At 64.6% G+C, this 26079-nt stretch carries 28 protein-coding genes; 11 read left to right on the forward strand and 17 right to left on the reverse strand.

Annotation, left to right across the window (positions count from 1 at the left end):
* Window positions 1–2 precede the first annotated feature (2 nt).
* Entirely contained in the window at window positions 3–923 is a 921-nt protein-coding gene (locus ACH488_RS09055; protein ID WP_397323674.1) for a hypothetical protein, read from the reverse strand.
* 137 nt (window positions 924–1060) lie between these two features.
* Here ACH488_RS09055 and ACH488_RS09060 point away from each other — a divergent pair, with 137 nt between their 5' ends.
* Both ACH488_RS09060 and ACH488_RS09065 read left to right on the forward strand, forming a co-directional pair.
* Window positions 1061–1360 carry a type II toxin-antitoxin system VapB family antitoxin gene (locus ACH488_RS09060; RefSeq protein WP_021471645.1) on the forward strand — a complete coding sequence of 100 codons (300 nt, stop codon included), beginning with the start codon at window positions 1061–1063 and terminating at the stop codon, window positions 1358–1360.
* Window positions 1353–2021, forward strand: coding sequence for a LytR C-terminal domain-containing protein (locus ACH488_RS09065; protein ID WP_397323675.1), 669 nt, complete (start codon window positions 1353–1355; stop codon window positions 2019–2021). The genes ACH488_RS09060 and ACH488_RS09065 overlap by 8 nt, the downstream gene beginning before the upstream one ends.
* 4 nt (window positions 2022–2025) lie before the next feature.
* Here the strand turns inward: ACH488_RS09065 and ACH488_RS09070 are convergent, their stop codons facing one another.
* The 3 genes from ACH488_RS09070 to ACH488_RS09080 form a co-directional block, all read right to left on the reverse strand.
* The gene (locus ACH488_RS09070) at window positions 2026–2706 is read right to left on the reverse strand and encodes a TetR/AcrR family transcriptional regulator (RefSeq protein WP_397323677.1); all 681 of its coding nucleotides are present in this window, start codon (window positions 2704–2706) and stop codon (window positions 2026–2028) included.
* Window positions 2707–2817: 111 nt separating this feature from the next.
* Window positions 2818–3294 carry a HEPN domain-containing protein gene (locus ACH488_RS09075; protein ID WP_397323678.1) on the reverse strand — a complete coding sequence of 159 codons (477 nt, stop codon included), beginning with the start codon at window positions 3292–3294 and terminating at the stop codon, window positions 2818–2820.
* Window positions 3291–4112 (reverse strand): hypothetical protein, encoded by an 822-nt coding sequence (locus tag ACH488_RS09080; protein WP_397323680.1) that lies wholly within the window; start codon window positions 4110–4112, stop codon window positions 3291–3293. Before ACH488_RS09080 ends, ACH488_RS09075 begins: the two co-directional genes overlap by 4 nt.
* On the opposite strand from ACH488_RS09080, the gene ACH488_RS09085 reads away from it, so the two are divergent.
* The 5 genes from ACH488_RS09085 to ACH488_RS09105 all read left to right on the forward strand — a co-directional run bounded on the left by ACH488_RS09085 (window position 4111) and on the right by ACH488_RS09105 (window position 10051).
* Window positions 4111–5046, forward strand: a complete 936-nt coding sequence (locus tag ACH488_RS09085) for a LacI family DNA-binding transcriptional regulator (RefSeq protein ID WP_397323682.1) — start codon at window positions 4111–4113, stop codon at window positions 5044–5046. The two genes, ACH488_RS09080 and ACH488_RS09085, sit on opposite strands and share 2 nt — an antisense overlap.
* 215 nt (window positions 5047–5261) lie before the next feature.
* The gene (locus ACH488_RS09090) at window positions 5262–6596 is read left to right on the forward strand and encodes an extracellular solute-binding protein (protein WP_397323684.1); all 1335 of its coding nucleotides are present in this window, start codon (window positions 5262–5264) and stop codon (window positions 6594–6596) included.
* Window positions 6597–6630: 34 nt separating this feature from the next.
* Entirely contained in the window at window positions 6631–7572 is a 942-nt protein-coding gene (locus tag ACH488_RS09095) for a carbohydrate ABC transporter permease (protein ID WP_397323685.1), read from the forward strand.
* 2 nt (window positions 7573–7574) lie between these two features.
* Window positions 7575–8471, forward strand: a complete 897-nt coding sequence (locus ACH488_RS09100; protein WP_397323686.1) for a carbohydrate ABC transporter permease — start codon at window positions 7575–7577, stop codon at window positions 8469–8471.
* Window positions 8472–8512: 41 nt separating this feature from the next.
* The gene (locus tag ACH488_RS09105) at window positions 8513–10051 is read left to right on the forward strand and encodes an alpha-N-arabinofuranosidase (RefSeq protein ID WP_397323687.1); all 1539 of its coding nucleotides are present in this window, start codon (window positions 8513–8515) and stop codon (window positions 10049–10051) included.
* A 4-nt stretch (window positions 10052–10055) separates the two neighbouring features.
* Here ACH488_RS09105 and ACH488_RS09110 read toward each other — a convergent pair whose 3' ends face one another.
* Complete coding sequence (locus ACH488_RS09110) at window positions 10056–10754, reverse strand: DsbA family oxidoreductase (RefSeq protein ID WP_397323688.1); 699 nt, start codon at window positions 10752–10754, stop codon at window positions 10056–10058.
* Window positions 10755–10885: 131 nt separating this feature from the next.
* Here ACH488_RS09110 and ACH488_RS09115 point away from each other — a divergent pair, with 131 nt between their 5' ends.
* A complete protein-coding gene (locus ACH488_RS09115) occupies window positions 10886–11935 on the forward strand; it encodes a glycosyltransferase family 4 protein (protein ID WP_397323689.1) in 1050 nt (349 codons plus the stop codon).
* Here ACH488_RS09115 and ACH488_RS09120 read toward each other — a convergent pair whose 3' ends face one another.
* From ACH488_RS09120 to ACH488_RS09140, 5 genes are all read right to left on the reverse strand, one after another.
* Window positions 11936–12466, reverse strand: a complete 531-nt coding sequence (locus ACH488_RS09120; RefSeq protein WP_397323690.1) for a GNAT family N-acetyltransferase — start codon at window positions 12464–12466, stop codon at window positions 11936–11938. It abuts the gene before it with no gap.
* Window positions 12467–12540: 74 nt separating this feature from the next.
* On the reverse strand, window positions 12541–12933 hold the full coding sequence (locus ACH488_RS09125) for a universal stress protein (protein ID WP_397323692.1): 393 nt from the start codon (window positions 12931–12933) through the stop codon (window positions 12541–12543).
* Between the two features lie 20 nt (window positions 12934–12953).
* Window positions 12954–14492 carry a tripartite tricarboxylate transporter permease gene (locus tag ACH488_RS09130; RefSeq protein ID WP_397323693.1) on the reverse strand — a complete coding sequence of 513 codons (1539 nt, stop codon included), beginning with the start codon at window positions 14490–14492 and terminating at the stop codon, window positions 12954–12956.
* Window positions 14492–14995 carry a tripartite tricarboxylate transporter TctB family protein gene (locus tag ACH488_RS09135; protein WP_397323694.1) on the reverse strand — a complete coding sequence of 168 codons (504 nt, stop codon included), beginning with the start codon at window positions 14993–14995 and terminating at the stop codon, window positions 14492–14494. The genes ACH488_RS09130 and ACH488_RS09135 overlap by 1 nt, the downstream gene beginning before the upstream one ends.
* Window positions 14992–15999 carry a Bug family tripartite tricarboxylate transporter substrate binding protein gene (locus ACH488_RS09140; RefSeq protein ID WP_397323695.1) on the reverse strand — a complete coding sequence of 336 codons (1008 nt, stop codon included), beginning with the start codon at window positions 15997–15999 and terminating at the stop codon, window positions 14992–14994. The genes ACH488_RS09135 and ACH488_RS09140 overlap by 4 nt, the downstream gene beginning before the upstream one ends.
* 297 nt (window positions 16000–16296) lie before the next feature.
* Between ACH488_RS09140 and ACH488_RS09145 the strand changes: the two genes are divergently transcribed.
* Together ACH488_RS09145 and ACH488_RS09150 are read left to right on the forward strand one after the other, a co-directional pair.
* Window positions 16297–17874: an ATP-binding protein gene (locus tag ACH488_RS09145; protein WP_397323696.1), complete on the forward strand. Its 1578-nt coding sequence runs from the start codon at window positions 16297–16299 to the stop codon at window positions 17872–17874.
* Window positions 17871–18539, forward strand: a complete 669-nt coding sequence (locus tag ACH488_RS09150; protein ID WP_397323697.1) for a response regulator — start codon at window positions 17871–17873, stop codon at window positions 18537–18539. The genes ACH488_RS09145 and ACH488_RS09150 overlap by 4 nt, the downstream gene beginning before the upstream one ends.
* 6 nt (window positions 18540–18545) lie before the next feature.
* On the opposite strand, the gene ACH488_RS09155 is transcribed toward ACH488_RS09150, so the two are convergent.
* On the reverse strand, window positions 18546–19445 hold the full coding sequence (locus tag ACH488_RS09155; RefSeq protein ID WP_397323698.1) for a LysR family transcriptional regulator: 900 nt from the start codon (window positions 19443–19445) through the stop codon (window positions 18546–18548).
* A gap of 101 nt (window positions 19446–19546) precedes the next feature.
* Between ACH488_RS09155 and ACH488_RS09160 the strand changes: the two genes are divergently transcribed.
* Window positions 19547–20617, forward strand: a complete 1071-nt coding sequence (locus tag ACH488_RS09160) for a YeiH family protein (protein WP_397323699.1) — start codon at window positions 19547–19549, stop codon at window positions 20615–20617.
* A gap of 4 nt (window positions 20618–20621) precedes the next feature.
* Here ACH488_RS09160 and ACH488_RS09165 read toward each other — a convergent pair whose 3' ends face one another.
* Genes ACH488_RS09165 through ACH488_RS09190 form a run of 6 tightly spaced genes read right to left on the reverse strand, consistent with a single transcriptional unit; the run spans window position 20622 to window position 26071 of the window.
* A complete protein-coding gene (locus tag ACH488_RS09165; RefSeq protein ID WP_397323700.1) occupies window positions 20622–21092 on the reverse strand; it encodes a heme-degrading domain-containing protein in 471 nt (156 codons plus the stop codon).
* The gene (locus ACH488_RS09170; protein WP_397323702.1) at window positions 21089–22099 is read right to left on the reverse strand and encodes a Gfo/Idh/MocA family protein; all 1011 of its coding nucleotides are present in this window, start codon (window positions 22097–22099) and stop codon (window positions 21089–21091) included. The genes ACH488_RS09165 and ACH488_RS09170 overlap by 4 nt, the downstream gene beginning before the upstream one ends.
* A gap of 4 nt (window positions 22100–22103) precedes the next feature.
* Window positions 22104–23000, reverse strand: coding sequence for a TolB family protein (locus tag ACH488_RS09175; protein ID WP_397323703.1), 897 nt, complete (start codon window positions 22998–23000; stop codon window positions 22104–22106).
* Window positions 22997–23887 (reverse strand): DUF1080 domain-containing protein, encoded by an 891-nt coding sequence (locus ACH488_RS09180; protein ID WP_397323705.1) that lies wholly within the window; start codon window positions 23885–23887, stop codon window positions 22997–22999. Before ACH488_RS09180 ends, ACH488_RS09175 begins: the two co-directional genes overlap by 4 nt.
* Window positions 23888–23891: 4 nt before the next feature.
* Window positions 23892–24890: a sugar phosphate isomerase/epimerase family protein gene (locus ACH488_RS09185; RefSeq protein ID WP_397323706.1), complete on the reverse strand. Its 999-nt coding sequence runs from the start codon at window positions 24888–24890 to the stop codon at window positions 23892–23894.
* A 2-nt stretch (window positions 24891–24892) separates the two neighbouring features.
* Window positions 24893–26071, reverse strand: coding sequence for a Gfo/Idh/MocA family protein (locus tag ACH488_RS09190; protein ID WP_397323707.1), 1179 nt, complete (start codon window positions 26069–26071; stop codon window positions 24893–24895).
* Window positions 26072–26079 lie beyond the last annotated feature (8 nt).

Here is a 26079-nt window from a genome sequence, read left to right on the forward strand (position 1 = left end):
TTCTAGATGTCCAGCGCTTCGCGCCAGCTGCGCAGGAAGGCGCCGCCGGCGTCGTCGTGGATGACGTCCTCCGCCAGCTCCAGGTCGGCTGCGGTGAGGATGGTGTAGGGCTTGACGGGCACGCCGTCCGCGGGACGGACATCCACATGCTTGACCTCGTGGTCGTTGTGGTGGAGCCAGTCTGCCATGGCGTAGTCCGTGCGGGAATCGCCCACCGTCCGCCACGCCAGCGGCGTGATGCCTTGGGCCGCGAGAAGTTCGACGGCGCGGCTGGCGCCCAGGTCCTTGCCCAGGCGCACGGATTCGATATCCGTGGAAATGATGGTGGGGTCCAGGCGGTAGTCGGCGGTATCGTCCGATTCCGGCGCATGGTGGTCCAGGAGCGCGGCGTTGAGGCCGTGCCGGTTCAGGATATCCAGGGCATCGGCGTCGAAGAGCTTCTGTTCCTCGAGATAGTCGGCGCTGGCAACGTCCAGGTGCTGTTCCACGGAAACCATGGCCCGCTTGGTCTCGTCGAAGAACATGTGCGCCGAGTAATCCTCGGCCACCAGCCGGCGGATGTCGTCCCCGTAGGCCTTGGGCACGGCGAGCTCGTGGTCCACATGGATGGGGCCCGGTCCGGCGGAGGTGTAGCTGAACCAGACCGCGCCCTTTTCGCAGATGGCGTGGATGACGGTTCCCGCTGGCATACCGGCAGCGATCATCGGCTCCATGACCTGCTGGGCGATGAAGGCGTCAGAGCGGCCGGTGTTGAAGATGACGGGAATTCCGGCGGAGGCCAGCGCCACGAGGTCTGCAATGATGTCCGGCTTGACGTCCCGCGTCACAGGGCTGGCGATGGGGCCATCGACGTCGAGCAGCAGCGCGAGGGCCGGGGCTTTCTGGGCAGCGGTCCGGTCAGTGCCGTGGAGCGGTTGAGTCATGCCCCTATTCTGTCAGTCCGCGGCGGGTCCTCCACAGCTATGACGCAGCGCGAAAGGATAGTCACCATTTGGCTACAACCTGCGTGTGCTGCGGGTCACAAGTTCCGTTAGGGCGGCAACTTCCATAGGCTTGCAGGGTGATCTTCAAAGCTGTGGGCGAGGGACGCCCGTACCCTGACCATGGATACTCTGCGCCGCGTGACTGGGCAGCCCTCCCGCCGCGACCCGTCCGGCTGGACGAATTGGTGACCACCAAACGCACTTTGGATTTGGAGGCATTGCTGGCCGAGGATTCAACGTTTTTCGGTGACTTGTTCCCCCACGTGGTCCAGTACCAGGGCGTCATGTACCTGGAGGATGGCCTGCACCGGGCAGTCAGGACTGCGCTCCACCAGCGCACCGCCATCCACGCACGCGTGTTGGTGATCGATGGCTAAGCGGCCCGCGGACGCCACCCGGCTCCACGGCCACCATGTGGTCACGGGGGCCGAGCTTCGCGCCACGTTCGCTGAAGACGCCGAGGTTCCCCGCTCCCGCTTCGGGCGTCGACTTTTCCACGCCATTGTCCTGGTCCTTTTGATCGGCGTCATTGCCGCCGGAGCGGTTGGTGCCTGGGCGGTCATGAACGGCGTCATCAAAGTGCCCACGGCAGTGGCCAGCAAAGCCCCGAGCAGCCTGTGTCCCAGCACCACGTTCGACTACATCCCGAACGAAACCGTGAACCTCAACGTCTTCAACGCCACCTCCCGCGGTGGACTGGCCCGCACCGTCGCCGACCAGTTCGCGTCACGTGGCTACAAGGTGGCCTCCGTAGACAACAGCGATACCGCGTACTCGGGTGTGGGTGTAGTGATTTCCGGCGTCAAGGGCCAAGCAGCAGCCTTCAACGTCCAGCGGAACCTCGCAGGGACGGACTACTACCAGGACAACCGTGAGGACGAGTCGGTAGACGTCGTCCTCACTCCGGGATACCAAGGCCTGGTTGATGCGCAGTTGGTGGACCAGACGCCCGGGAAGCTCAGTTGCCCGCGCGAGGACCAGCGCGTAGTGGACGGCACCAAGTGGCCCATCATCCCCACCAATCCTGCAGGGCAGTAGGGAGCTAGCTGGCCAGCGTGTCCGCCGCGCCGTTGCGCACTGGCCGGCCGGCGTCGTCGAAACGCGCGCCCGCACCCAATTGGATAAAGCGCACCGTCTGCGCCGTGGCGGTTTCGACGTCGGCGAGCGGGGCCGGGACCGGACTGTCGCCGTCGGGCGTCCGGTTGCGGCGCGCGGCGCTGGCGGAGAGCGTTCCGTGGATGAGCCGCGCCAACTGGGCCACGTCGATGTCCGGCAGGTAGCCCTGCTGGACGCCGTCCTTGAGGATGTCCTCAAGCAGGATGTTCAACTCGCCCACGTGGTCCGCGAGTTTGGAGAAGGAGCCGGGGGAGAGGACTGCGGCCATTGCCGGACCGGGTGGCAGGTGCCGGCGGCTCAGGTCCTCCACTTGTGCGCGAACGTAGAGCGCCAGGCGGTCCACGGGATTCTCCAAGGCGGCCAGCGACTCCCGAAGGTCCACGATGAAGCGCTCGGTCTCGTCCAGGGCGTACGCGATGAGCAGTTGCTCCATGTCCGCGTAGTAGTTGTAGACGGCGGTTCGGCCAACCCCTGCGTGCCGGGCCACGTCCGTCATGGTGAGCCCGGGGAGCCCATGGGTGAAGAGCAGCTCTCCGAAGGCGGTCAGTATCCGTCGTTGGGTCTCGGCGCGTTGGGCAGCATTCGTGGCGGCCGTGATCCTTGGCATATAGACACTTTACAGGGATCTGTCAGCAAGTTGAGCAGCTCGTACCGTGCGTTCCTTGTGGCCCGTCGTGGACGCGCAAGGCTCGCCACTGCTTAAAAGAAAAACTCCGGGTCACCCCCTGTAGGGCGGCATGATGCCTACCAGTCGTTCAGCTCGCTCAACAATCGCGCGGGCGGCGGGGATGGCTTGGTCCACGTCATCGACACCGGCTGTTGGACGATCTACGTCGGGGTATTGGGTGTCGTTCCGCAGGCGGCGCATCCAATCAAACTCGCGGATTTCCTTTTGCCGTGGCGGTTCCAACTGAAATATCGCCACTTCCAAGAGGACGCCATGAGCGCCCTCTCCTCGTGGCCGTAATCCTTGAACGACGAGGATCGAGGCCAGTGACAGACGAGCGGCATCATAAGCAAGTGTGAATGCACCGGCAGGATCCTGCTCACGTAGGGTCTCCGCGGCTTTGAGGTGGGTGTGTGCCTGGCTGATATAGTGATCGGCCAACTCCGGGTTCGGCGTAACCTCGGTGAGCCTCGATTGCTCAATTAATTGGTCGACTTCAGCGCGGCCACGGTCCCATCGGTCAATCATTCAACACTCTCCTTCAACTCGAGTTTCACAAGCGGACGCTTCTTCAGGGTCTTGGTGAAGGGGTCATTCGCGGCCGCCCATGTGGCCGGGCTCAGAATACGCACGTTAACTTCCCTGCCCAGCGCAGAACCCGCGCGCTGGGCTGAGTCATAGGCTTCAGCGCGGGGCGGGTTACCGACCAATAAGACGTCCAGGTCATTCGGCGCGCTGCCCTGTTCGCCCTCTCTGCGGGCGGCCCATGAACCATAAATGTACGCTTCATCAATGCCTTGGACTTGGGCGAGGAACCTGGGCAGGATGGCCGGAGGACCATAGGTAAATCGGAGTATTTCGGCCAGCGGGCGATATAAAGGCGAGTCTGTTGAAACTCGGATATCCAGGGACTGTCCGCGTTTTTCCGATTTCGCTAAGCCCATTTTCACGATGCGTGCCACTTCGCGATGAGCGCTGGCGTAGGGGGTTCCGGCAGCGCGGGCAAGTTCCGCAACCGTGAAACTGCGATCGGGATTCAGGAAGATCCTGGCCAGGATCTCACCCTGCGCATCCGAGCGAAACAGGGGTGAAAGCGCTGAGGCTTGAGTATTCACATACGCGATAATATTACCCGTTATTTGGATAAACAACCTTCGTGTGCCGGATCCTGGACGACAGTGGGCTGCCTGGGGGACGCGGACACCCTGCCGCCGCAGCGGGGTGGGCGCAAACTCGCGTAGCATCGATCCAACCGGACAAAATTCAAAAGGGGGACTGTTGCGGGCAACGGTCAAGGATGTGGCGCGCCGCGCGGGGGTGTCGCCGAAAACCGTCTCGAACGTCATGAACGGGGTCGTGCCGGTGAGCGAATCGACGCGTCTCCGGGTGGAGCAGGCCATGCAGGAGCTGGACTACGTTCCCAATTTGTCCGCGCGGGGTCTCCGTAACGGCCGGTCCGGGGTCATCGGCCTGGCCTTGCCGGACCTGGCTACACCCTTCTCGGCCGAGATGGCACACCACCTGGTGGAAGTCGCCCATGAGCAGGGTTGGAGTGTCCAAATCGAAGAAACCGGCTCGGACCCGCATCGCGAGCAGGAACTCATGACCCGCGCCAGGGCAAACCTGATTGACGGGCTCATTCTGAACCCTGTGGTGTTGCAGGAAAGCGCCGTGAAGGTTGGGATTTCCCTTCCTCCCGTGGTCCTTTTGGGTGAGGTAACCCAGCACCTGGCGGACCGCGTGTATGTGGACAGCTTTGCTGCGGCCCGGGACATGACATTGGCGCTGGCGAAGAACGGACGACGGCGGATCGCGGCCTTGGGCATCAACCGCGGACGGCATTCGGCCACTGCGATCCACCGGGCGGCTGGTTATGAAGCGGCGTTGGAATCCCTCGGTGTCGAGGCCGATGACGAGCTCCTGATCCGCTGCGAAAAATGGACCTCCGAGTCGGCAGCGCAGGCGCTCACGGAGTATCTGGATTCCCATCCAGTGCCGGAAGCCCTCTTCTGTTTTACGGACTCCATGGCACTGGGCGCGCTCAATGCGCTGTGGAAGCTCGGAATCCGTGTGCCCGAAGACATCGCCGTCGCCGGATTCGACGACGTTGCGGACGGACGCTTTGCCGTCCCGCCGTTGACCACGGTGTCTTTCGATAAGCGCACCATCGCCTCCGAGGCCATCCGGTTGTTGACCGAACGGATGGCCAGCAGGCATCAGGAGCAGCGGGTGGTGCAGGTGCCCTATTCGATCGTGGAGCGGGCCAGTACTGGCGGCTGAACCTCCGATTGCCATCGGCGGCCCGCGTCTTGGCCCTTCGGAATGAGCAAATTGTTCGCGCTAACAATTTTCTCTTGCCGTGTCTATTACATCGATGTAATGTGAGAGCTGCGTCACTCGCCGGGCCACCATTTACCCGGAACCGTGAAGCACCGGAACCGGACTTTTGCAATGAAGCAGTGCCCTTTCAGCGGACCCATCCAAAGGAGTGACGGGTGAAGCAGTTCGAATCTTTGACCGGGAGACAGCTATCCCGCAGGCAACTCATCGCCGGATCCGCGGCCTTGGGAGGCCTTGCCCTTGCCGGCAGCCTCAGTGGTTGCGGCGGTGCGGCCCAAGCGACGGCGGCGCAGGACATCGACTTCTGGCACCTCCTCTCCGGAGGTGACGGGATCAAGATGCAGGCCATGATCAACAGCGCCAACAAGGCCAATCCCGGGTTCACGGTGCACCCAACAGTTCTCGCCTGGGGACCGCCGTACTACACCAAGCTCGCCATGGCCTCGGCGGGAGGACGTCCGCCAGAGGTCGCCATCATGCACGCAAGCAGGGTGCCCGGCTACGCTCCCGGCGGCTTGATCGATCCGTGGGACCTGGATCTGCTGGCCGAGAACGGCATCACGGGCGAGCATTTCGCGCCGCGCATCTGGGAGAAGAGCCAGCAGAGCGGCAAGGTCTTCTCCATAGCACTGGACTCGCACCCGTTCATCATGTTCTACAACAGGGACGTGGCGGACAAAGCCGGGGTCATGGGGAGCGACGGCCAACTCCAGGACGTTGCGTCGCCGCAGGACTTCAAGGCCATGGCAGTCGAGATGCAGAAAGTTACCGGGGCCCACGGGTTGTCCTTCGGCTACCTGGGCAGTGGCTCCCAGATGTGGCGCCTCTTCTACACGCTCTATAAGCAGCACGGAGCGGACATGGAACTGACCCCGGGACAGCCCATGAAGGTGGACCGGGACGCAGCGATCGAGTCCTTGGAGTTCATGGCATCGCTGTTCGACGACACCATCGCGGCCAAGAGCGGTGACATCAGTACGGGCATCGCCGAGTTTGCCCGTGGCGGTTCCGGAATGCTGTTCAGCGGTGTGTGGGAACTGCCCACCATGAAGAAGGCCGGCATTCCCGTGGATGCTGCCACCATCCCCACGCTCTACGGCACACCGGCGTCATACGCGGATTCGCACTCCTTCGTCCTTCCGCGGCAACTCAGGGTCAACGAGGAGAAACGGCGGGACGTCTACAAGTTCGTCAGCGACGTCCTGAAAGGCTCGCTGTCCTGGGCGGAGGCCGGCCACATTCCCGCGTACCAGCCGGTGGTCCAATCGCAGGCGTACCGCGAGCTGACGCCCCAGATCCACTACGCCAACGCGGCGGACATCATTGCCTACGATCCTGAGGCCTGGTTCAGCGGCTCGGGCTCCGACTGGCAGACGTACTTCGCGGAGAACGTCCAGAACGTGCTGCTCGGCAGGGACAAGGCAGCCGCTGGCTGGGATGCCTTCGAACGCCGCACCAACACCCTTCTTTCCCGACCCAACCCGGTGTAACGGGCCAAGCCCCGAGCGACAAAGGAGTCCTTAGATGAGTTCCCCTACCTTGTCCCGGCAAAACCCCGGGACCCCCACCATTCCTGCCGCAGGTACAGCCAAGTCCCTGCGACGCTCCCGCGACAACCTCAGCGGCTGGGGTTTTGCCACCCCGTTCCTGGTGTTCTTCCTGGTGTTCCTCGTATGGCCGCTCATTTACGGGCTGTACATGAGCTTCACCGGCAAATCCCTCACCGGGGCCAATGACAGCCTCATCGGTTTCGCCAACTACGCCGAAGCCCTGGCCGACGCAGACATGTGGCGGTCCCTGGGCAATACGGTTTACTTCACCGTGATCAGCACCGTTCCCTTGGTCCTGGTGGCCTTGGTGATGGCGGCCCTGCTCAACATCGGGCTGCCGGCACAGTGGCTTTGGCGGCTCTCCTACTTTGCGCCGTACCTGTTGGCCTCCACCGTGGTGAGCTTGTTCTTCACCTGGATGTACAACCCGCAGTTGGGCCTGATCAATGACTTCCTGGCCAAGATCGGCCTGCCCAAAGTGGCTTGGCTCAACGATCCCAATGTGGCCATGTGGGCCATAGTCATCGCCACGCTCTGGTGGACCGTGGGCTTCAACTTCCTCCTTTACCTGGCAGCCATGCAGAACATTCCTGCCCAGCACTATGAGGCGGCATCGCTGGACGGTGCGGGGGCCTGGCGTCAGTTCTTCTCCATCACCTTGCCGCAGCTCACGCCAACCACGGTGATGATCGTGCTCCTGCAGATACTGGCCTCGTTGAAGATCTTCGACCAGGTGTACCAAATGACGGCCGGTGGTCCCGGTGGATCAACCCGTCCCGTGGTGCAGTACATCTTCGAATCCGGGTTCACCGGCTATCGGCTGGGCTACTCCGCAGCCATCTCCTACATCTTCTTCGGACTGATCGTGTTGGTCTCCGTCATGCAGTTCGTCATCACCCGCCGCAGGAGCGCATAACCATGGCAACCACAACCCTTACCCGGCCCGCGGCACCGCAAGCGGCCGCGCAACAGCTCCGCCAACCCCGCAAGAAGCCGACCATCGGCAAGATCGCGGCCATCGTCGTCGCGGCCGTGATCGCTGTCCTGTGGCTGGTTCCCTTTGCCTGGGCCACCGTCACCGCCTTCAAGTCCGAGACGGATGCCGCCGCTCCAAAGGTGACGTGGGTGCCGCCGTCGGGCTTTACCGTGGACGCGTTCGTCAAGGTGTTCCAGGACGGAAACATCCCGCTCTGGACCTGGAACTCGCTCTACACCTCGGTGGCCATCACGGCGATCACACTGGTGATCTCGGCACTCGTGGCGTATGCCTTGTCCAGGATCGACTTCAAGGGCAAGAAGGTCCTCATGACCGTGATCATTGCCTCGATCATCGTCCCGCCACCGGTGTTGATCATCCCGCTGTTCTACCAAATGCTTGCGCTGAACATGATCGACACCTCATGGGCCATCATCCTGCCGCAGGTCATCCACCCTGCCATGGTGTTCGTGCTGAAGAAGTTCTTCGACCAGATTCCCCGCGAACTCGAAGAAGCGGCAGTGATGGACGGGGCCAGCCGTTTGCGGATCTTCACCCAGATCATCCTGCCGTTGTCCCGGCCCATCCTGGCCGCCGTCGCGATCTTCGTGTTCATCGGCGCGTGGAACAACTTCCTGTGGCCGTTCATCGCCACCAACGACGATTCGTTGCTGACCCTGCCCGTTGGACTGCAGACCATCAAGAGCGCCTACGGCATCCAGTATGCGCAGAACATGGCATCCGCGTTGCTCGCGGCCCTGCCGCTCATCCTCGTCTTCCTGTTCTTCCAGCGCCAGATCATCAAAGGCGTGGCGACGACGGGACTCGCCGGAACCTGACCCGGCACCTTTTCCAGCAATCACCAGACTTAAGGAGAACCATGTCCCGCGCCCGCATTACCCTCGACCGCGATTTCACCGTCGGGGAAGTACCCCGCCGCCTCTTCGGTTCCTTCGTGGAGCACATGGGCCGCTGCGTGTACACCGGCATCTACGAACCCGGCCACCCCGAAGCCGACGAGCAAGGCTTCCGGCAGGACGTCCTCAAGCTCGTCAAGGAGCTCGGTGCTACCGTGATCCGCTACCCAGGCGGCAACTTCGTGTCCGGCTACAACTGGGAAGACGGCATTGGGCCGCGCGAAAGCAGGCCCCGCCGGCTGGATGGTGCCTGGCACACGGTGGAAACCAACGCCTTCGGCCTGCACGAATTCGTCGACTGGTCCCGGCAGGCCGGCACGGAGATCATGGAGGCCATCAACCTTGGCACCAAGGGCGTCGAGGAAGCCCGCGCCATCGTGGAGTATTCAAACCACCCCGGAGGCAGCTACTGGTCCGACCTCCGTGCGAAGAACGGCCACAAGGATCCGTTCGACATCAAGCTCTGGTGCCTCGGGAACGAGATGGACGGGCCGTGGCAGATCGGCCACAAGACCGCCGACGAATACGGACGCCTGGCCCAGGAAGCCGCCAAGGCCATGCGCTACGTGGATCCGTCCATTGAACTCGTGGCGTGCGGCAGCTCGAACTCCCGGATGCCCACCTTCGGTGACTGGGAGCAGACGGTCCTCACGCACACCTATGACGAGGTGGACTACGTTTCCCTCCACGCCTACTACTTCGAAGAAGAAGGCGACGTGGGCAGCTTCCTGGCTTCCGCCGTCGACACCGATTACTTCATCGAGTCGGTCATAGCCACGGCGGATGCGGTGCGGGCGAAGGGCAAGCACAAGAAGCACATCAACCTGTCCTTCGACGAGTGGAACGTCTGGTACCAGCGTGGCCGCGACACCGAGGACCAGCTCAGCAACATCGTCAAGGGACCGTGGCGCGAGCATCCCCGCGTGATCGAGGACAAGTACAACGTGACGGACGCCGTGGTGGTCGGAACGCTGCTCAACTCGCTGCTCCGCCATGGCGACCGCGTTCACATTGCCAACCAGGCGCAGCTGGTCAACGTGATCGCGCCGATCCTGTCGGAAGAAAACGGACCGGCATGGAAGCAGACCATCTTCCATCCGTTCGCGCGCATGGCCGAGCTGGCCAAGGGGCAGATCCTGCGCTTGTCCGTGGACTCGGACAAGTACTCGAACAACCGCTTCGGTGACACGGACCTGGTGGACGTCAGCGCCACCTGGAACGAGGAGACCGGCCGGGTTGCCCTCTTCTTCGCCAACCGCGGCCTGGACGAGGCGGCCGACGTCGAGACGGCCTTGCGGGGTTTCGACGCGCGTCAGGTGGTGCGCGCCGAAGTCCTGGAAATGCCCGACGGCGGCGACCGGTTCACGGTCAACAGCAAGTCCCAGCCGGACCGGGTTGGGCTGACGCCGCTTGAGAACGTCAAGGCCAGCGGGTCCGAGCTACGGTTGACGCTGCCCGCCCTGTCCTGGGCCGTCGTCGAGCTTGAGGTGGCGAAAGCCTAGCTGGCTAGATGCTGCAGCCGTCGGGGCCGCAGGCCTCGGCGTCTGTGGCGCCCACCGGGATCAGGGGGTTGGCTTCCTGCCAGGCCTGGTTGAGGGCCTGGCTGAAGAGCTCCGCCGGTTGGGCGCCCGAGATGCCGTACTTGCGGTCAATGACGAAGAACGGGACACCCGTAACACCAATGGCGCGGGCTTCGTTGATGTCCTGGTTGACCTCGTCGGTGAACTTGTCCGTGGTGAAGAGCTCCGCGACTTCGCTTTCCGGAAGGCCCAGGGAAGCACCGAGTTCGCTGAGGTAGTCCTGGTTGCCAATGTCCTTGCCGTGCTCAAAGTGGTCGCTGAGCAGGCGTTCCTTGGCGGCGTCCTGCTTGCCGTGGGTCGCAGCGAGGTGGATGAGTCGGTGTGCCGTGAAGCTGTTGGCGACAACCACTTTGTCGAAGTGGTAGTCGAGGCCTTCTCCCTTGGCGGTCTCCGTGACGTGGGCGAACATCTGCTTGACCTGCTCCGGGGCCATGCCCTTGCGCTTGCTCAAGTAGTCCAGCTCGGTGCCGTCGTATTGCTCGGGGACGGAAGGGTCCAGCTGGTAGCTCTTCCATTCAACATCCACGGATTCGCGGTGCGGGAACTGTGCCAGGGCAGTTTCAAAACGGCGCTTGCCGATGTAGCACCAGGGGCACGCGACGTCGGACCAGATCTCAATCTTCATGGTTTCGTCAACCGGGAGGAACGGAGGAGCATTCCGAAAAAGGCCTGTTAGATTCCTCACGGGGCTTATAGCCTTAATGAGGGTTGTGCAGTCAGCTCCTGGTTTTGGGGGTTTTGCGCGGAGGCCCCAGCATGCGCATCGGACTCATTGTTGGACCCTGGTTCACCGTCCCACCTGAGAGATACGGCGGCACCGAACGGGTTGTTGACGCCTTGGCACGGGCCCTCGTGGACGCCGGGCATGAGGTTCTCCTTGCGGCGGCTTCGGACAGTACGTGTCCTGTGCCCCAGTTGGACGGCTTCGGCCCCAGCGTGCCGGAAGAACTCGGGTGCACGCTGAGCGAGCTGAGCCACGTGGCGCGGGCCTACCAGGGGTTGCGCGGCATGGACATCATCCACGACCACACCTTGGCCGGTCCCCTCTATGCCCACCGGCCTGCCGACACTCCCGTGGTGACCACCATCCACGGCCAGCTCACGGCGCAATCGGCCGGGCTTTACCGCGCCATGGCCGGGGACACTGCCATCATCGCGATCTCCCACGACCAACGGTCCATGGTGCCGGACTTCGACGTTGCCTCCGTCATCCACCACGGACTGGACCTCTCCACGGTGTCCGTTGGCGACGGAAGCGGTGGCTACGCGTGTTTCGTGGGACGCATGTGCCCGGACAAAGGCCTCATGGAGGCGGTGCACATCGCACGGGAGGCAGGTGTCCCGCTCCGGATCGCCGCCAAGATGCACGCCAAGGACGAAGTCCGGTTCTACCAGGATGTGGTTCGGCCTTTCCTGGGCCCGGACGAAGAGTTCCTCGGCGAGCTCTCCGACCCGGAAAAGTATGAACTCATGGGTGGTGCCGTAGCCCTGATCAACCCCATACAGTGGCCCGAGCCGTTCGGCCTGGTGATGATCGAGGCACTCGCCACGGGTACCCCTGTGTTGGCCACCAGGATGGGTGCAGCTCCCGAGATCGTGAGGCACGGTGAAACCGGCTATCTCGCTGATGTGGGAGATTTGGCCGACTACGTGGAGGCGGCGGTTTCCTTGTCCAGGGCGGCCTGCCGTCGAGCGGTGGACGAGTACTTCAGTGCCACCCGGATGGCTGGGGAGCACGTGGCGTTGTACTCACGGGTGATCGAAGAGTTCCGTTCGAGGGCCTTTCAGGCGGCTCCCTCCGCCTGACTAAAGCCGGTGCTCCATCACGAAGTCGTGCTCCACGGAGTCGCCGAGTTTGAAGGACTTAGTGCCCACCCGCTGGAAACCGGACTTCTCGTAGAAGCGGATGGCCTTGGCATTCTCGCTGTTGACACCCAGCCACACACCGGCGGCACCCTTGTCCGCGGCATCGGCCAAGGAGGCCCTGATCAGGCGGGACGCTGCACCCTGGCCGTGATGGTCGGGGTGCACATAGCATTTGCTGAGCTCTGTGGAGGGCAGCGCCGAGAGGACCGACGCGACATCCGGGTCGCTTGCCGGTTTGGCGATCAGCATGGTGTACCCGTTCAGCTGCCCGCCGTCGTCGAGCACCAGGATGGTGATGTTCGCATCGGCGAGGTACTCCATGAAGTTGGCCTCGCTGAGCGTGCGCTCAAGGTGGGCCTGGATGTCTGCCGGCGATGCCCCGGGAGGGCACGCCAGCGGAAAGGTGACGGCGGCCAACTCGGCCAGCTTCCCGGCGTCGCCCGTGCGGGCAGTGCGGATGGTTTCGGTCATGAGGTCCCCCTGGGAAAGTGCGTACGGAAAATGCCCCTAAGAACGCATCTTAGGGGCATTTTCTGTATGGACTCCTAGTCCGCCTTCACCGCCAACACCGGGCAGTCGGCCTCGAGGAGGATCCGCTGCGAGACGCTGCCCATGATGAGCTTGCCTACGGGGCTGCGCCGGCGCAGGCCGATCACAATGAGTTCCGCGTCGTGTTCGTCGGCTGCGTCCAGGACCTCGGCCGCAGCGTCGTGGCCACGTACCGGTTGTTTGATGGTGTGCTGGATGCCTTCCTGCGCCAGCCGGTCCTCCACGGTCTGGATGTCCGGCTCCTGGGCGTAGCGGTTGTCCACCAGCGCATCGCCCTTGGAGGAATTGATGACGAGCAGCGTGTCCTTGCGGTTCTTGGCTTCGGCGATGGCCTGCGTCAGGGCTGCTTCGCCCTCGGGTGTGGGGACGTATCCCACCACGATGGTCATGGGTTCTCCTGTTTCTGGGGTTAGACGCTGTAGTCGCCAGCGCCGGAGTTGGCGGGGAGCAGCGGGTCCTTGGCTTTCCGCTTGGGCTTGATGAGCTTGTAGGCAAAGGGCCACACCAGCACGATCGCCACGATGATGTAGACGACGATCGCAATGGGTTCGCTGAAGAGTCCGGAGGGGTCGCCGGCGCTGAGTTGCAGGGTCTTGCGGAGTTGGCCTTCGATGCGTGGGCCGAGGATGACGCCCAGGATCAGCGGCAGGACAGGGAGCCCGAAGCGGCGCATCATGAAGCCGAGCGCACCGAGGACCAGCAGGATCACCAGGTCGAAGGCCTGCAGGTTGACCGAGTACGCGCCAAGGGTGGCGAAGAACAGGATGCCCGCGTACAAGTAGGGCCGGGGGAGTTGCAAGAGCTTCGCCCAAAGGGGAGCCAAGGGAAGGTTGATCAGCAGCAGCAAAAGGTTGCCGATGAACAGGCTGGCAATGAGCGCCCAGACGAGTGGTCCTTGGCTGGAGAAGAGCTGTGGTCCTGGCTGGATGCCGTAGGTGGTGAACGCTGCGAGCATGACGGCGGCCGTTGCGTTCGTGGGGAGGCCCAGCGCCAGCATGGGGGTCAGGGTCCCGGCTGCCGCTGCGTTGTTGGCGGCTTCCGGCCCGGCGACGCCTTCGATGGCTCCCTTGCCGAACTCTTCCTTGTGCTTGCTCAGCCGCTTTTCGGTCACGTAGGAGAGGAAGGTGGGGATCTCCGCTCCACCCGCCGGCAAGGCGCCGAAGGGGAAACCGAAAGCCGTCCCGCGAAGCCACGGCTTCCAGGAGCGGGACCAATCTTTCCGGCCCATCCATGGACGGCCCACGGGGATGATGTGGAGCGGGCTGCGGCGAAGGTGGGCGGCAACCCAGAGGGCCTCACCCACGGCGAAGATGGCCACCGCAACCACAACGATGTCCAGGCCGTCGGCAAGCAGCGGCTGGCCGAACGTCAAGCGGCGCTGGCCTGTCACGGAATCCATGCCCACCAGGCCAATCGCCAGGCCGAGGGCCAGGGAGGCGAAGCCGCGGAGCCGCGAAGAGCCCAGCACAGCAGTGACGGCCAGCAGGGCCAGGATCATGATGGCGAAGTAGCTGGGCGCGCCGAGGCTGACGGCGAACTTCACCACGATCGGCGCGAAGACAGCAAGCAGGGCGGTTCCGATGGTTCCGGCAACGAAGGATCCGATGGCGGCTGTGGCCAGGGCCTGCGCTGCGCGTCCGGCCTTGGCCATCTTGTTGCCCTCGATCGCCGTGACCACCGAAGACGATTCTCCGGGGGTGTTAAGGAGGATCGAGGTAGTGGAGCCGCCGTACATGCCGCCGTAGTAGATGCCGGCGAACATGATGAAGGCGCTGGTGGGTTCCAGGGCGTACGTGACGGGAAGCAGCAGTGCCACTGTCATGGCAGGCCCGAGCCCCGGCAGGACACCGACGGCCGTGCCCAGGAGCACGCCGATCATGGCGTAGAGCAAATTCATGGGGGTCAGGGCGGTAGCGAAACCGTCCATCAGGGAGGACAGGACGTCCATCAGAGGATTCCTTCCAGAAGCCCGGCAGGCAGTGCGATGCCAAGACCGAGGTAGAAGCCATAGAAGGTCAGCAAGGAAAGGGCCAGTGCGATTAGGCCGTCCCGGACATACTTTCGGCTGCCCAGGGCCAGGACGCTGCCCCAGAAAAGGACGGTGCCGGAGATTACCCAGCCGGCCCAGTCGATCAGCAGGATGTTCAGGATGAACGCGCCGGCCAAGGGGAGGACGGTCTTCCAGTCGGCGGGGTGGGCGAGGTCCACGTCTTCGCCACCCTCGGCTTCACCCTTGCCGCCACGGAGGACGTTGATGGCCAGCAACACGGCACAAACCACCAGGAGCCCGGCCACGATGAACGGCACAGTCTTGGGCCCCACCGGGTCCGACTTCGAATACGGGGTGACCAGGCCATTGGCGTCCAGGAAAACCAGGACCCCGGCCGCGCCGAGCAGGAGGGAGACCCCCAGCTCGGCGCGGCCTTTGAGGGCTTTTACTGCAGTGCTCACGCCAAGCCAAGCTTGGTGAGGACATCGGCAACGCGCTTGTCCTGGTCGGTCAGGAAGGTCTGGAATTCGTCCCCGGTGATGAACGCATCGGTCCAGCTGTGGGTCTTCAGGGCTTCCTTCCAGCCAGCGGATTCGTGCATCTTCTCCAACGCCGCGATCAGGGACTTCTTGTCCTCGTCGCTGATGCCGGGAGGGGCCACGATGCCGCGCCAGTTGGTGAACACCAGGTCGATGTTGGATTCCTTGAGGGTGGGGGCGTCCACACCGTCCAGCCGCTTCTCACCGCTGGTGGCCAGGACGCGGACCTCGCCGGACTTGATCTGCTCCAGGTATTCACCGGCGCCGGAGGCCGCGAAGCCGAGCTTGTTGCCAAGGATCGCAGGCAGCAGGTCGCCGCCGCCGTCGTAGGAAACGAAGTTCACCTTGGTGGCATCGATGCCTACGGCCCCCGCCAGCTGCATAGGCAGGAGGTGGTCCGGGCCGCCCGGCGAGGAACCGCCACCCACGGCGATGGAGCCCGGATTGGCCTTCCACGCCTTCACCAGGTCGTCGATGGTCTTGTAGGGGGAGTCCTTGCTGACCATGATCGCGCCTGGTTCCTCGATCAGCCGGGCCAGCGGGGTGGTCTGGGTCAGCTTCGACTCGGACTTGTTGGTGTAGCTGGCACCCACCACGCCCAGGCCCATGAGCATTGCCAGGTCGCCGTTGCCCTTCTCGTTGACCACGCGCGCCAAGCCCACGGTGCCACCGGCTCCGGCCAGGTTGAAGACTTCGGTGTTGCTGGTGATCTTCTCGTCATCCAGGACCTTGGCCGCCGCGCGGGCTGTGGTGTCGTAGCCACCACCAGGGGTGTTGGGGACCATGATCTGGAGCCCGCTGATGGGCTTGGCGGCCCCGGAGCTTTCCGTGCCCGTGGAGTTCTTGCTGGTGGCACCACAACCGGTGGCCATCAGGGCGATGCCGGCTGCTACGGCGGCAATGCGCAATGCGCGGATCTGGCGCATGGTGTTCCTCATCTCAGTGTGAAAATTCTTCGTCGAATTCCTGTGCAGGGCCCGTCTTCGGGTTCCTGCCCTGCCGTCGATGCTAGGACCGTCCGTGACGGGGATCACTCTTGTGTTCGCAGTGATCTTTAAGTTCATTGCGTTCACGCTCCGGAGCGCTGTTGGCCAGCACTGGGGTATAGTTCCGGTACTCCATGGCGGACAGCCAGCGATCGCATCGAAGCCCCCAGCAGCGTCCGGCAACGTGGACATCATCCAAAGGACCACACCTTGACCCGACCGTCTCGAAGAAGAGGCATGTCCCTCGCGGGACAATACCTTGTGCTTCAGCTGCTGATTGTCCTCGCCGTGCTGGTAGCTGTCGCCGCCATCTCCCTTGCCGAGTCGGCGGCAACCTTTGAACGTACGGAGGGACGCCGGGCGCTCTCCGCTGCCGAGGCCCTGGGGAACAATCCCACCGTGCGCGAACTGCTTCCGACGGCGGAACCCCGCGCCGGTTCATCCCTTCCAGCCGTTGCGGAATCGGTCCGTACGGTGTCCGGCTCAGCCCAGGTGGCCTTGGCAAAGCTGGACGGCACAGTGGTCACCGCGTCCGACCCCGGGCTGGTTGGCAAGGCCCTCCCGCTCGGCGAGAGCCGGGTGATGGAGGGGCGGGCCTGGACCGGTGTGGTGGCAGGCGGGAACAGTCCTGTCCTCTCGGCGCACGTCCCGGTCCTGGACGACGCCGGCAAGATGATCGGCATCGCCTCCATCAGCCGCAACTACCCCTCCACACTGGAAAGGCTGGGAGACGCCGCCCCGAACCTGCTCACCTACCTGGGCGTGGCCAGCGTCCTGGGCGTTGCCGGTTCCCTCCTGATGTCCCGCAGGGTGAAACGGCAAACCCTGGGCATGGAACCACACGAGATCACGGGCCTGGTGGAGAACCGCGAAGCCATGCTGCAAGGCCTGAAAGAAGGGGTGGTGGCCTTGGATCCCCACGAACGGATCACGGTGGCCAACCAGAGTGCCCGGCAACTCCTGGGCCTGCCTGACGATTGCGTGGGAAAGCGCCTCGGCTCCCTGTCCGTTGATCCGGCGCTGAAAGTGGTCCTGGCGCGGGAGCAGGCCGACCCGGACCAGTTGGTGTTGGTGGGGGACCGCCTGGTGGTCATGAACAGGGTGGCGCTGAAGTCCGGCAGCCGGGACATCGGCTCCGTGACCACTTTGCGGGACCGCACGGAACTGTCCTCGCTGGAACGCGAACTCGGGGCAACGCGGACGGTAACCAACACCCTGCGCGCCCAGGCCCACGAGTTCGCCAACCAACTCCACGTGATCTCCGGCCTGCTCCAACTGGAGGAATACGACTCGGTGATCCAGTTCGTCAACGGAGCCCAGGTGGACCGCACGCGCCTCAACGACGAAGTCACCAGCCGCATCCAGGACCCGGCGCTCGCCGCCTTGTTGATTGCCAAAGCCAGCCTTGCGGCTGAGCGCGGCGTGGAGCTTCAGCTCGCGCCGGAATCGGCCCTGCCGCGCGTACCGGAGGAACTCTCCCGCGACCTCGCCACAGTTGCGGGGAACCTGGTGGACAACGCGTTCGACGCCGTCACGGGCCTTCCCGGGGCATCCGTCACCGTGCTGGTGGTGGACACGGAGGGCTCGGTAACTGTGACCGTGCGGGACAATGGTCCGGGTGTGCCGGATGATGCCGTGGAGGAAATCTTCCAGCAGGGCTTCTCCACCAAGGACCCGGATCCGGGTGAGGCTCGTGGTTTCGGCCTGGCCCTGTCCCGGGTCATTTGCCGGCGCGGTGGGGGCGACCTGACGGTCTCAAACGAGGGCGGTGCCGTGTTTGCCGCCCGATTCAAGAAGGAGGCAGTCCGCCCGTGATCAAGGTCCTGATTGTCGATGACGACTTCATGGTGGCCAAGGTACATGCCGGCTTCATCCAGCGGACGCCGGGTTTCGTGGTGCTCGGAGTGGCGCACACCGGCGTGCAGGCCGTGCTGGAAACGGAGCGGCTCCAACCGGATCTGGTGCTGCTGGACATCCACCTCCCGGACATCAATGGGCTGGACCTCATGCATCGATTGCGTGCGGTGGCCCCGGACCTGGACGTGCTGGTGATCAGTGCCGCGCGGGAGGTGGAGACCGTCCGCAAGGCACTGCGCGGCGGGATTGTGCACTACCTCATCAAGCCCTTTTCCCAAGCTGATCTTCAGGAGCGGCTGGAGCATTACCTGAACGCGTACCACGGCTTGGATGGCTCCAAGGTGGAAGCGGAGCAGTCCGACGTCAACAGGGTCTTCGGCCTCGGTGCCTCGGAGCGGAGCCTGCCTAAGGGGTGCAGCGTTGAGACGTTGGAGCGGGTTGAGGAGACGTTGAAGGCGGCGTCAGGAGATCTTTCTGCAGCCGAGGTGGCCGAGCAATTGGGCACCTCGCGGGTCAGCGCCCGGCGTTACCTGGAGTACCTCCATGATGCCGGCGCCCTTGACGTGAAGCTGAAGTACGGCGTCGGACGTCCTGAAAGGCGCTACGTGCTAAAAGGCCGGTGACCGTTCCTAGCTGCTTGCCTTGGCGATGCGGATCAGTTGCGCCGCGCTGCCCTCGGGGCGGCGTTCCGGCAGCCAAACGGCCCTCAGGGAACGGGTGAGGTCCAGTCCTTGAACGGGGACGGCGACGAGTTGCCCGGTGGCGAGTTCGGCCGTGACGGCGAGCTCGCTCAGCACGGCCACGGCTGTGCCTTCGACGGCTGCCGCTTTGACGGCGACGGTGCTGGCAAGCTCCAGGCGTGCCTCGGGCAACGGCGTGCCCGATCTCTCCAGCGCCCGGACCAGGGTGTCGCGGGTTCCCGATCCAACCTCCCGGAGCACCAGGTCGGCTCCGGTCAGTTCCTGGGGATCCACCGGTGTACGCCTGCGCGCCCACGGGTGGGTAGTGCCGACCACCACCACCAGTTCGTCGCGGGCCACGGTGGTTGATGCAACACTGCGGGGAAGCGTCGGGGTTTCCACGAAGCCCAGGGGAACCTGCCGGGCGGCTACCTGTTCCAGGACCTCCCCGGAGTTCCCCACGGCCAGGCTGACGTGCAGGTCCGTGTGCGCCCTGCGGAAGCGCGCCAACCACCGCGGGGCCAGGTACTCGGCAATGGTGAGGCTGGCAGCCACAGTTAGATGGGCAGCACGCTCAGCCGCCAGCGACCGTGCCCCCAGGATCATCCGGTCCATGGCTCCGAGCGCCTCGCGGGCCCAGGCCGTCACCACTTCGCCCTCGTTCGTGACCCTCGATCCAGCCGGTGTGCGGATCACCAAGGTGAGTCCCAGTTGCCGTTCCAGCCGGGCGAGGGCGCGGCTGGCATTGGGCTGGGCCATGCCCACGCGGCGGGCCGCAGCGCCGAGCGAGCCCGTCTCGGCGACCAGGACGAGGATTTCCAAGGCGGTCAGATCCGGACGACTGCTCATGCTTGGAAGATATGCCTCGCCTTCAGCCCATGTCAATTAAGCATGGGTTCAGGCTGAAGGAACGGCTACCGCGGCGCATGTTTTAGGGGGATCGTGGAATCATGAGCACAACCAGGCCGCGCAGCGCACACGTCCCGGCGACGACGAAGGCCCCCGCATTGCCGGCTGTCCTTGCTCTGGCTCCCGGACTTGCCGCCTGCGTCGTCGCCGTGGGCGTCGCCTTCGGGCTTCACGCCCTGCTGCCGTCCCTGCCTGCCATGACGTTGGCGGTGGTTTTGGGCATTGGTGCCGCGAATGTGCCCGGAGTTTCAGGCTGGGTGGGCGGTGCCCGGCAGCCGGGTCTCCGCTTTGCCTCCAAGCATTTGATGCGAGCGGGCATTGTCCTTTTGGGCCTGAAGCTGAGCCTGGGAGATGTCGCTTCGCTGGGCTGGCAGGCCTTCGGGCTTATCGTCGCCGTGGTGTTGCTCGCCTTTGCCGGGACTTACGCACTGGGCAGGCTCTTCAAGCTTCCAGGCGACGCGGCGCTGCTGATCGCCACTGGATTCTCCATTTGCGGTGCCTCGGCGATTGGGGCCATGGCCGCCGTCCGGGGAACCAAGCATGAGGACACCGTGCTGCCGGTGGCCCTGGTGACCCTGTGCGGCACGCTGGCGATTGGCACCCTGCCGTTGCTGATGCACCCTCTGGGTTTGGACGCTGTGGGCTTCGGACGCTGGGTGGGGGCATCAGTACACGACGTGGGGCAGGTGGTGGCCGCCGCCCAGACCGCCGGTGCGGTGGCGTTGAGTGCTGCGGTGGTCATCAAACTCACGCGGGTGGTTTTGCTGGCACCCATCGTTGCGACGGCTGGCGTGTGGGAGCGCCGCCGACGGGTACGGGGCGGTGCGGGCGCCCCGGGCACCCCAGGTAAGTTTCCGCCGATCGTGCCGCTCTTCGTGCTGGGCTTCCTGGCCATGATCGCCCTCCGAACCCTCGGCTGGGCTTCGCCGATGGTCCTGGATGTTGGGGGACTGCTGCAGGAGATCGCACTCGGGACGGCCCTCTTTGGGCTGGGTTCCGCGGTCCAGGTGCGGGAACTCCTGCATGCCGGACCACGGTCCCTTGTCATGGCATTGTGCGCTTGGGCCTTGATCGCCGCCCTGGGCCTGGGCGCCGTGTGGTTGATGGCCTAGAAATTCACGTCCCGACCGTCTTCAGGTAGTTCCGGATGCCGTCCACTACCAATTGGTGGTCCTCGTCGGAAGCCAGGCCTGACGCCGTGATGGCTCCGATGACTCCGGCTCCACTGACCCGGATGGGGAAGGAGCCGCCGGCCAGGGTGTAGTTCTCTGGTGCGAGCCAGCCGCCCTGGATTGGGTCATAGTCGGCGAATTGTTCGGTGAGGTAGGCGGTGCTGTGCTCGAACCGAAGCACCGAGGCCGACTTCCGGCGGATCCACTCTTCCTGGTCTGACGTGGCGCCGGGAAGGATGCAGCGGAACAGCACGATGTTGTGCCGGCGGATATCGATTGCCACCCCGAAACCCGACGCGATGGCATGGTTGGCGATCAGCGAGCCGAGCCGCCACGCATCGTGGTGGTCGAAGCTGTCGAAGACCAGTTCCTCTTCCTGCTGCCGCAATTCAAGCAGCCGGGGTGATTCACTCATGCAGCATCCGCCTCGTAGCTCAGGCCGATCTGCCGGCGGATCTCGTCCATCGTGGCCATGATCGCAGCGCTCTCGGAAGGCGGCAGGATGGTGCCCGCCGTCGAACCGGCCGCCACCAGCCGCTCCAGCTCGGCAGCCTGGTACTGCATGCCGCGGCTGTTCACGGGCTCGTCGAAGCGTTCCACCACTGACCCATCAACGGCGTGAACGGTGAACGGTACGGGGTTGTACCAGGTGTGCTCGATGTCGATCCAGCCTTCCGTCCCGATCACCAACGCACGGTTGGCGCTGGCCGCGTCCAGTTCGCAATCCACCAAAGCCTGCGCACCGCCGTCGTAGTCGAAGATCGCGGCGGTCTGGCGGTCGACGCCGGTAGCAGACATGACCGCGGTCGCGGTGACGCGCGACGGCGCTCCGAGGATGTCGATCGCGAAGGAGACCGGGTAGATGCCGAGGTCCAGCAACGCGCCGCCGCCCAGGGCGGGGTCGTTGAGCCGGTGGGCGGGGTCGGTGGGAAGGCTCTGGTTGTGGCTGGCCACGACCTTGCGGACCTCGCCGATGGTGCCGGCCGCGATGATCTCGCGGATCCGGATCATGTGGGGCAGGAACCGGGTCCACATGGCCTCCAGTGCCACGAGTCCCTTTTCCTCCGCCAGATCAACAATCTCGCGGGCCTCCCGGGCGTTCATGGTGAACGACTTCTCAACGAGCACATGCTTTCCGGCGTTCAGGGCCAGCAGCGCGTTGGCGTGGTGCATCGGGTGCGGGGTTGCGATGTAGATGACGTCCACATCGGGGTCCGCGGCGAGGTCTTCGTAGCTGCCGTGCGCGGTGGGGATGCCGTGTTGTTCGGCGAACGCCTTGGAGGAGTCCAGGGAGCGGGAGCCCACGGCCTGGACCGTGAAGCCGTTCTCGCGCAGGTCCTGCGTTTGCAGTCCGGCGATGAAGCCGGTGCCGAGGATTCCCCAACGGATGGTGCCGTCGGAAGTGCCTTGGATGTGGGTCACGTTGTTAGTCCTTTGGTGAGTCAGTGAGGGGGTACGCGACGAACGCGAAGCGCCCGGAGTCCGGCGACCAGCTGTTGACGTTGAGCGTACCTTGGCCACCAAACAGCGGCCAGGTGTGCAGCGGAGTGCGCCAGTCACCTGTTGGGACGAGTACGACGGCGACCGGCAAGTCCGCGGGGTGGCCTTCGGTTCCGCTGGGGAACCGGATGTAGGAGGCGTACTGGGCATCAGGGGAAAGGTGCGGGAACCAGTCCACGGTGTCGGACTCAAGGAGTTGTTCGAAGCCGGTTCCGTCCACCCGGATCCGGGCCAGCTGGGCGTGGCCTTTGACCGAGCTGAAGGATTCCGTGTTGAGGTACAGCCACTTTCCGTCCGGGGAGTATTCCGGGCCGTCGCAGTGGCCGGGTCCGACATCGACGCCGGCGGCAGCACCGCCGTCGGACTTGATGGTCAGGAGGCGGCCCGGCTGCGAGAAGTCGCCGTCCGCGATCCCCACGTACGCGAGCTCCGCGCCGTCCGGGCTGACGCCGTGGAGGAAGTGCCAGGAGCCGTCGTCCTCGGTGATCCGTTCCGCGTGGCCGCCGGTGAGCGGTGCCCGGTAGATGTGGCCGTCGTTGGCGGAGAGGAAGATGTTCTTCCCGTCCGGAGCCAGGACATGATCGTTGTTCAGGTCCGGGATGCCGGTGAGGGGGATGTGGGTGAGTTCGCGGCTGGCCACGTCCAGACGCCACAGCTTCCCGTCGCCGTTCAAGATCAGTGCCGAACCGTCCGGCGACTGATCCGCGGTCCAGTTCGGGGCTTCGAGGAGGATCTCGTCCGTGCTGTAGAGGAGTTCGGCCTGGCCGGTGACCGAGGCGATCCAGACTTCGCTGCGTTGGCCGGGTTGGAGGGTGCGGTTCACTCAGTGTCCTTCCCGCTGTCGCCGTCGAGTTCCTTGATGCGGATGTTCCGCCAGCGGCATTGCGCGCCCTTGCCCCAGCGGGCCTCACCGAACATCGAGTCGTTGTCGTGCACCTCCAGAGCGATGTGCCCCCGCGGGCCGAGTGCTTCGAGGACATCCTCTGGGTTGTAATTGGGCGAATCCAGGGTGGCCGTGTCCAGCCCGGCGATCTGCACGCCGTTGACCCACGTGGTGATGACAGGCAGCGCTCCCACACAACGGATGCGCAGTTCGTTCCAATCGTCCCAGCGCCAGGCTTTAAGGAAGTCTTCGACGTCGGCCGCGAACGCCAGACGGGCGCGCTTCTCTTCCGTGACGGGTTCCACGGAGGTGGCCGGGTCATCGGCGATCAGGCCAGCGGGGCGGCCGTCCTCGTCCAGCGCGACGTCCACGGCGAAGGGAACCGCCGAGAAACTCGCGAGCCCGTTGCCGAAGAACCCGCCGATCCCACCGGAGGGCCGGTGGTCCACCAACACCTGGAAACCTTCCCAGGAATCCGGGCGGCGGCGAAGCATCACCCCGGTGTCCGCCGGCCAGTCCGGACGCATTTCCAGGACGAGTTCGAAGTCGCCGAAGGCCTGCTCGCTGACCAGGTAGCCACCATAGCCGCTGCCCGGAGAATCCTGTTCGCCGATCAGCACGCCATCCTCGACGAACCAATGGGCAGGGTGCTTCTCCGGCTCCACCGGCGGAGTGAGCCCCAAGGCTTCGAAACGCTCCAGGAGCAGGGGCCCGCCAGGATACTCCGTGCCATACACGCGCGGAACGGAGTACCAACCGGACAAGGATTTGCCATCGAACAGCGGGACGAAACCGTCGCCGTCGTCGTTCTCTACCGCTTTCGCCACGCGCCTAGTCCTGGCTGAAGGCGGCGTCGAAGGAGGTTTGCGAGGCGGGGAAGTCGTATTTCTTGAGGGCGGCGAGGGCTTCGGGGGCGCCGTGGAGGCGGTCCATGCCAGCGTCTTCCCACTCCACCGAGATGGGTCCGTTGTAGCCGATGGCGGTAAGGGCGCGGAAGGACGCTTCCCAGGGCACGTCGCCGCGTCCGGCGGAGACGAAGTCCCAGCCGCGGCGCGGGTCGCCCCAGGGCAGGTGGGAGCCGAGGACGGTGTTGCGGCCGGTTTGGCGGACCTTGGTGTCCTTGCAGTCCACGTGGTAGATCCGGTCCTTGAAGTCCCAGATGAAGGACACGGGGTCGATGCCCTGCCACATCATGTGGGAGGGGTCCCAGTTCAGGCCGAACGCTTCGCGGTGGCCGATCGCTTCGAGGGTGCGGACGGTGGTCCAGTAGTCGTAGGCGATCTCACTCGGGTGGACTTCGTGGGCGAAGCGCACGCCTTGTTCGTCGAAGACGTCCAGGATGGGGTTCCAGCGGTCGGCGAAGTCCTGGTAGCCGGCGTCGATGACCTTCTCCGGGACGGGCGGGAACATGGCCACGTATTGCCAGATGGAGGAGCCGGTGAACCCGACCACGGTGTCCACGCCCAGGGCTTTGGCGAGGCGGGCGGTGTGTTTCATTTCTTCGGCGGCGCGTTGGCGGACGCCTTCGGGGTTCCCGTCGCCCCACACTTTCGACCCGACGATGGCTTCGTGGCGGAAGTCGATGGGGTCATCGCAGACGGCTTGGCCTTTGAGGTGGTTGGAGATGGCCCAGACTTTGAGGTTGTACTTGTCCAGGAGTTCGAGTTTGGATTCGACGTAGCCGGGTTCGTCCCAGCGCCAGGCGTCCAGGTGGTCTCCGGAGACGGCGATTTCCAGGCCGTCGTAGCCCCAGCCCGAGGCGAGCTTGGCGACTTCCTCGAGGGGGAGGTCGGCCCACTGGCCGGTGAACAGGGTGTACGGGCGGGGCATGGTCAGGCTCCTTCGGTGGTGTTGGACAGCTGGATCAGTGAGCTTTTGGCGGCGGCGGACTCTTCGACGGCGGCCAGGACGCGCTGGATTTGGAGGCCGTCCTCGAACGACGGCGACGGCTGGCTTCCGTCCCGGACGGCGAGAAGGAAGTCACGGACTTGGTGGGTGAAGGTGTGTTCCCAGCCGATGATGTGTCCTTGCGGCCACCACGCTTCAAGGTAGGGGTGTTCGGGTTCGTTGACCAGGATCCGGCGGAATCCTTGCTCGCGGACGGGAAGGGTTGCGTCCAGGAAGCCGAGCTCGTTGAGGGCTTCGAGGTCGAACAGGATGGTGCCTTTGTCGCCGTAGATTTCCAGTTTCAGGGAGTTCTTTTGTCCGGTGGCGACGCGGGAGACTTCCACGGAGGCGATGGCTCCGGAGGTGAGGGTGAGCGTGGCCCAGGCGGCGTCGTCGACCGTGACGTCTTCGGGGCCCTCGGGGCCGGGGCGCTGGTCGACGAAGGTGTGCAGGCGGCCGGTGACTTCGGTGACGGCGTCGCCGAGGAGGTAGAGGATTTGGTCGATGGCGTGGGAGGCGATGTCGCCCAGGGCGCCGGAGCCGGCGGTTTCCTTGCGGAGCCGCCAGGTCATGGGGGATTCGGCGTCGGAGAGCCAGTCCTGGAGGTAGGCGGCGCGGATGTGGCGGATGGTGCCGAGCCGGCCTTCGGCGATGAGTTCGCGGGCGAGGGCGAGGGCGGGGACGCGGCGGTAGTTGAAGCCGATCATGGACTGCACACCGCGGGCGCGGGCCTTGGCTGCGGCGGCGGTCATGAGTTCGGCTTCGGCGAGGGTGTTGGCGAGGGGTTTTTCGACCAGGACGTGTTTGCCGGCTTCGAGGGCGGCGATGGCGATTTCGGCGTGCATCCAACCGGGGGCGCAGATGTCGATGATGTCGATGTCGTCGCGGTGGATCACATCGCGCCAGTCGGTGGCGGATTCGGCCCAGCCGTACTTTGCTGCGGCTTCCGCGACCTGGCTGGCGTCCCGGCCCACGAGCACTTTTTGCTCGAAGGCCGGGACGTCGAAGAAACTGGCCACATTCCGCCACGCGTTCGAGTGGGCCTTCCCCATGAAGGCGTAGCCGATGGCGGCCACGCCGAGTGGACGGTCCGAAGGCAGGGACGAGTGGGCGGGGGTGGTCATGTTCTTGT

It is taken from the genome of Paenarthrobacter sp. NPDC018779 (assembly GCF_044391085.1).
Classification (GTDB): Bacteria; Actinomycetota; Actinomycetes; order Actinomycetales; family Micrococcaceae; genus Arthrobacter.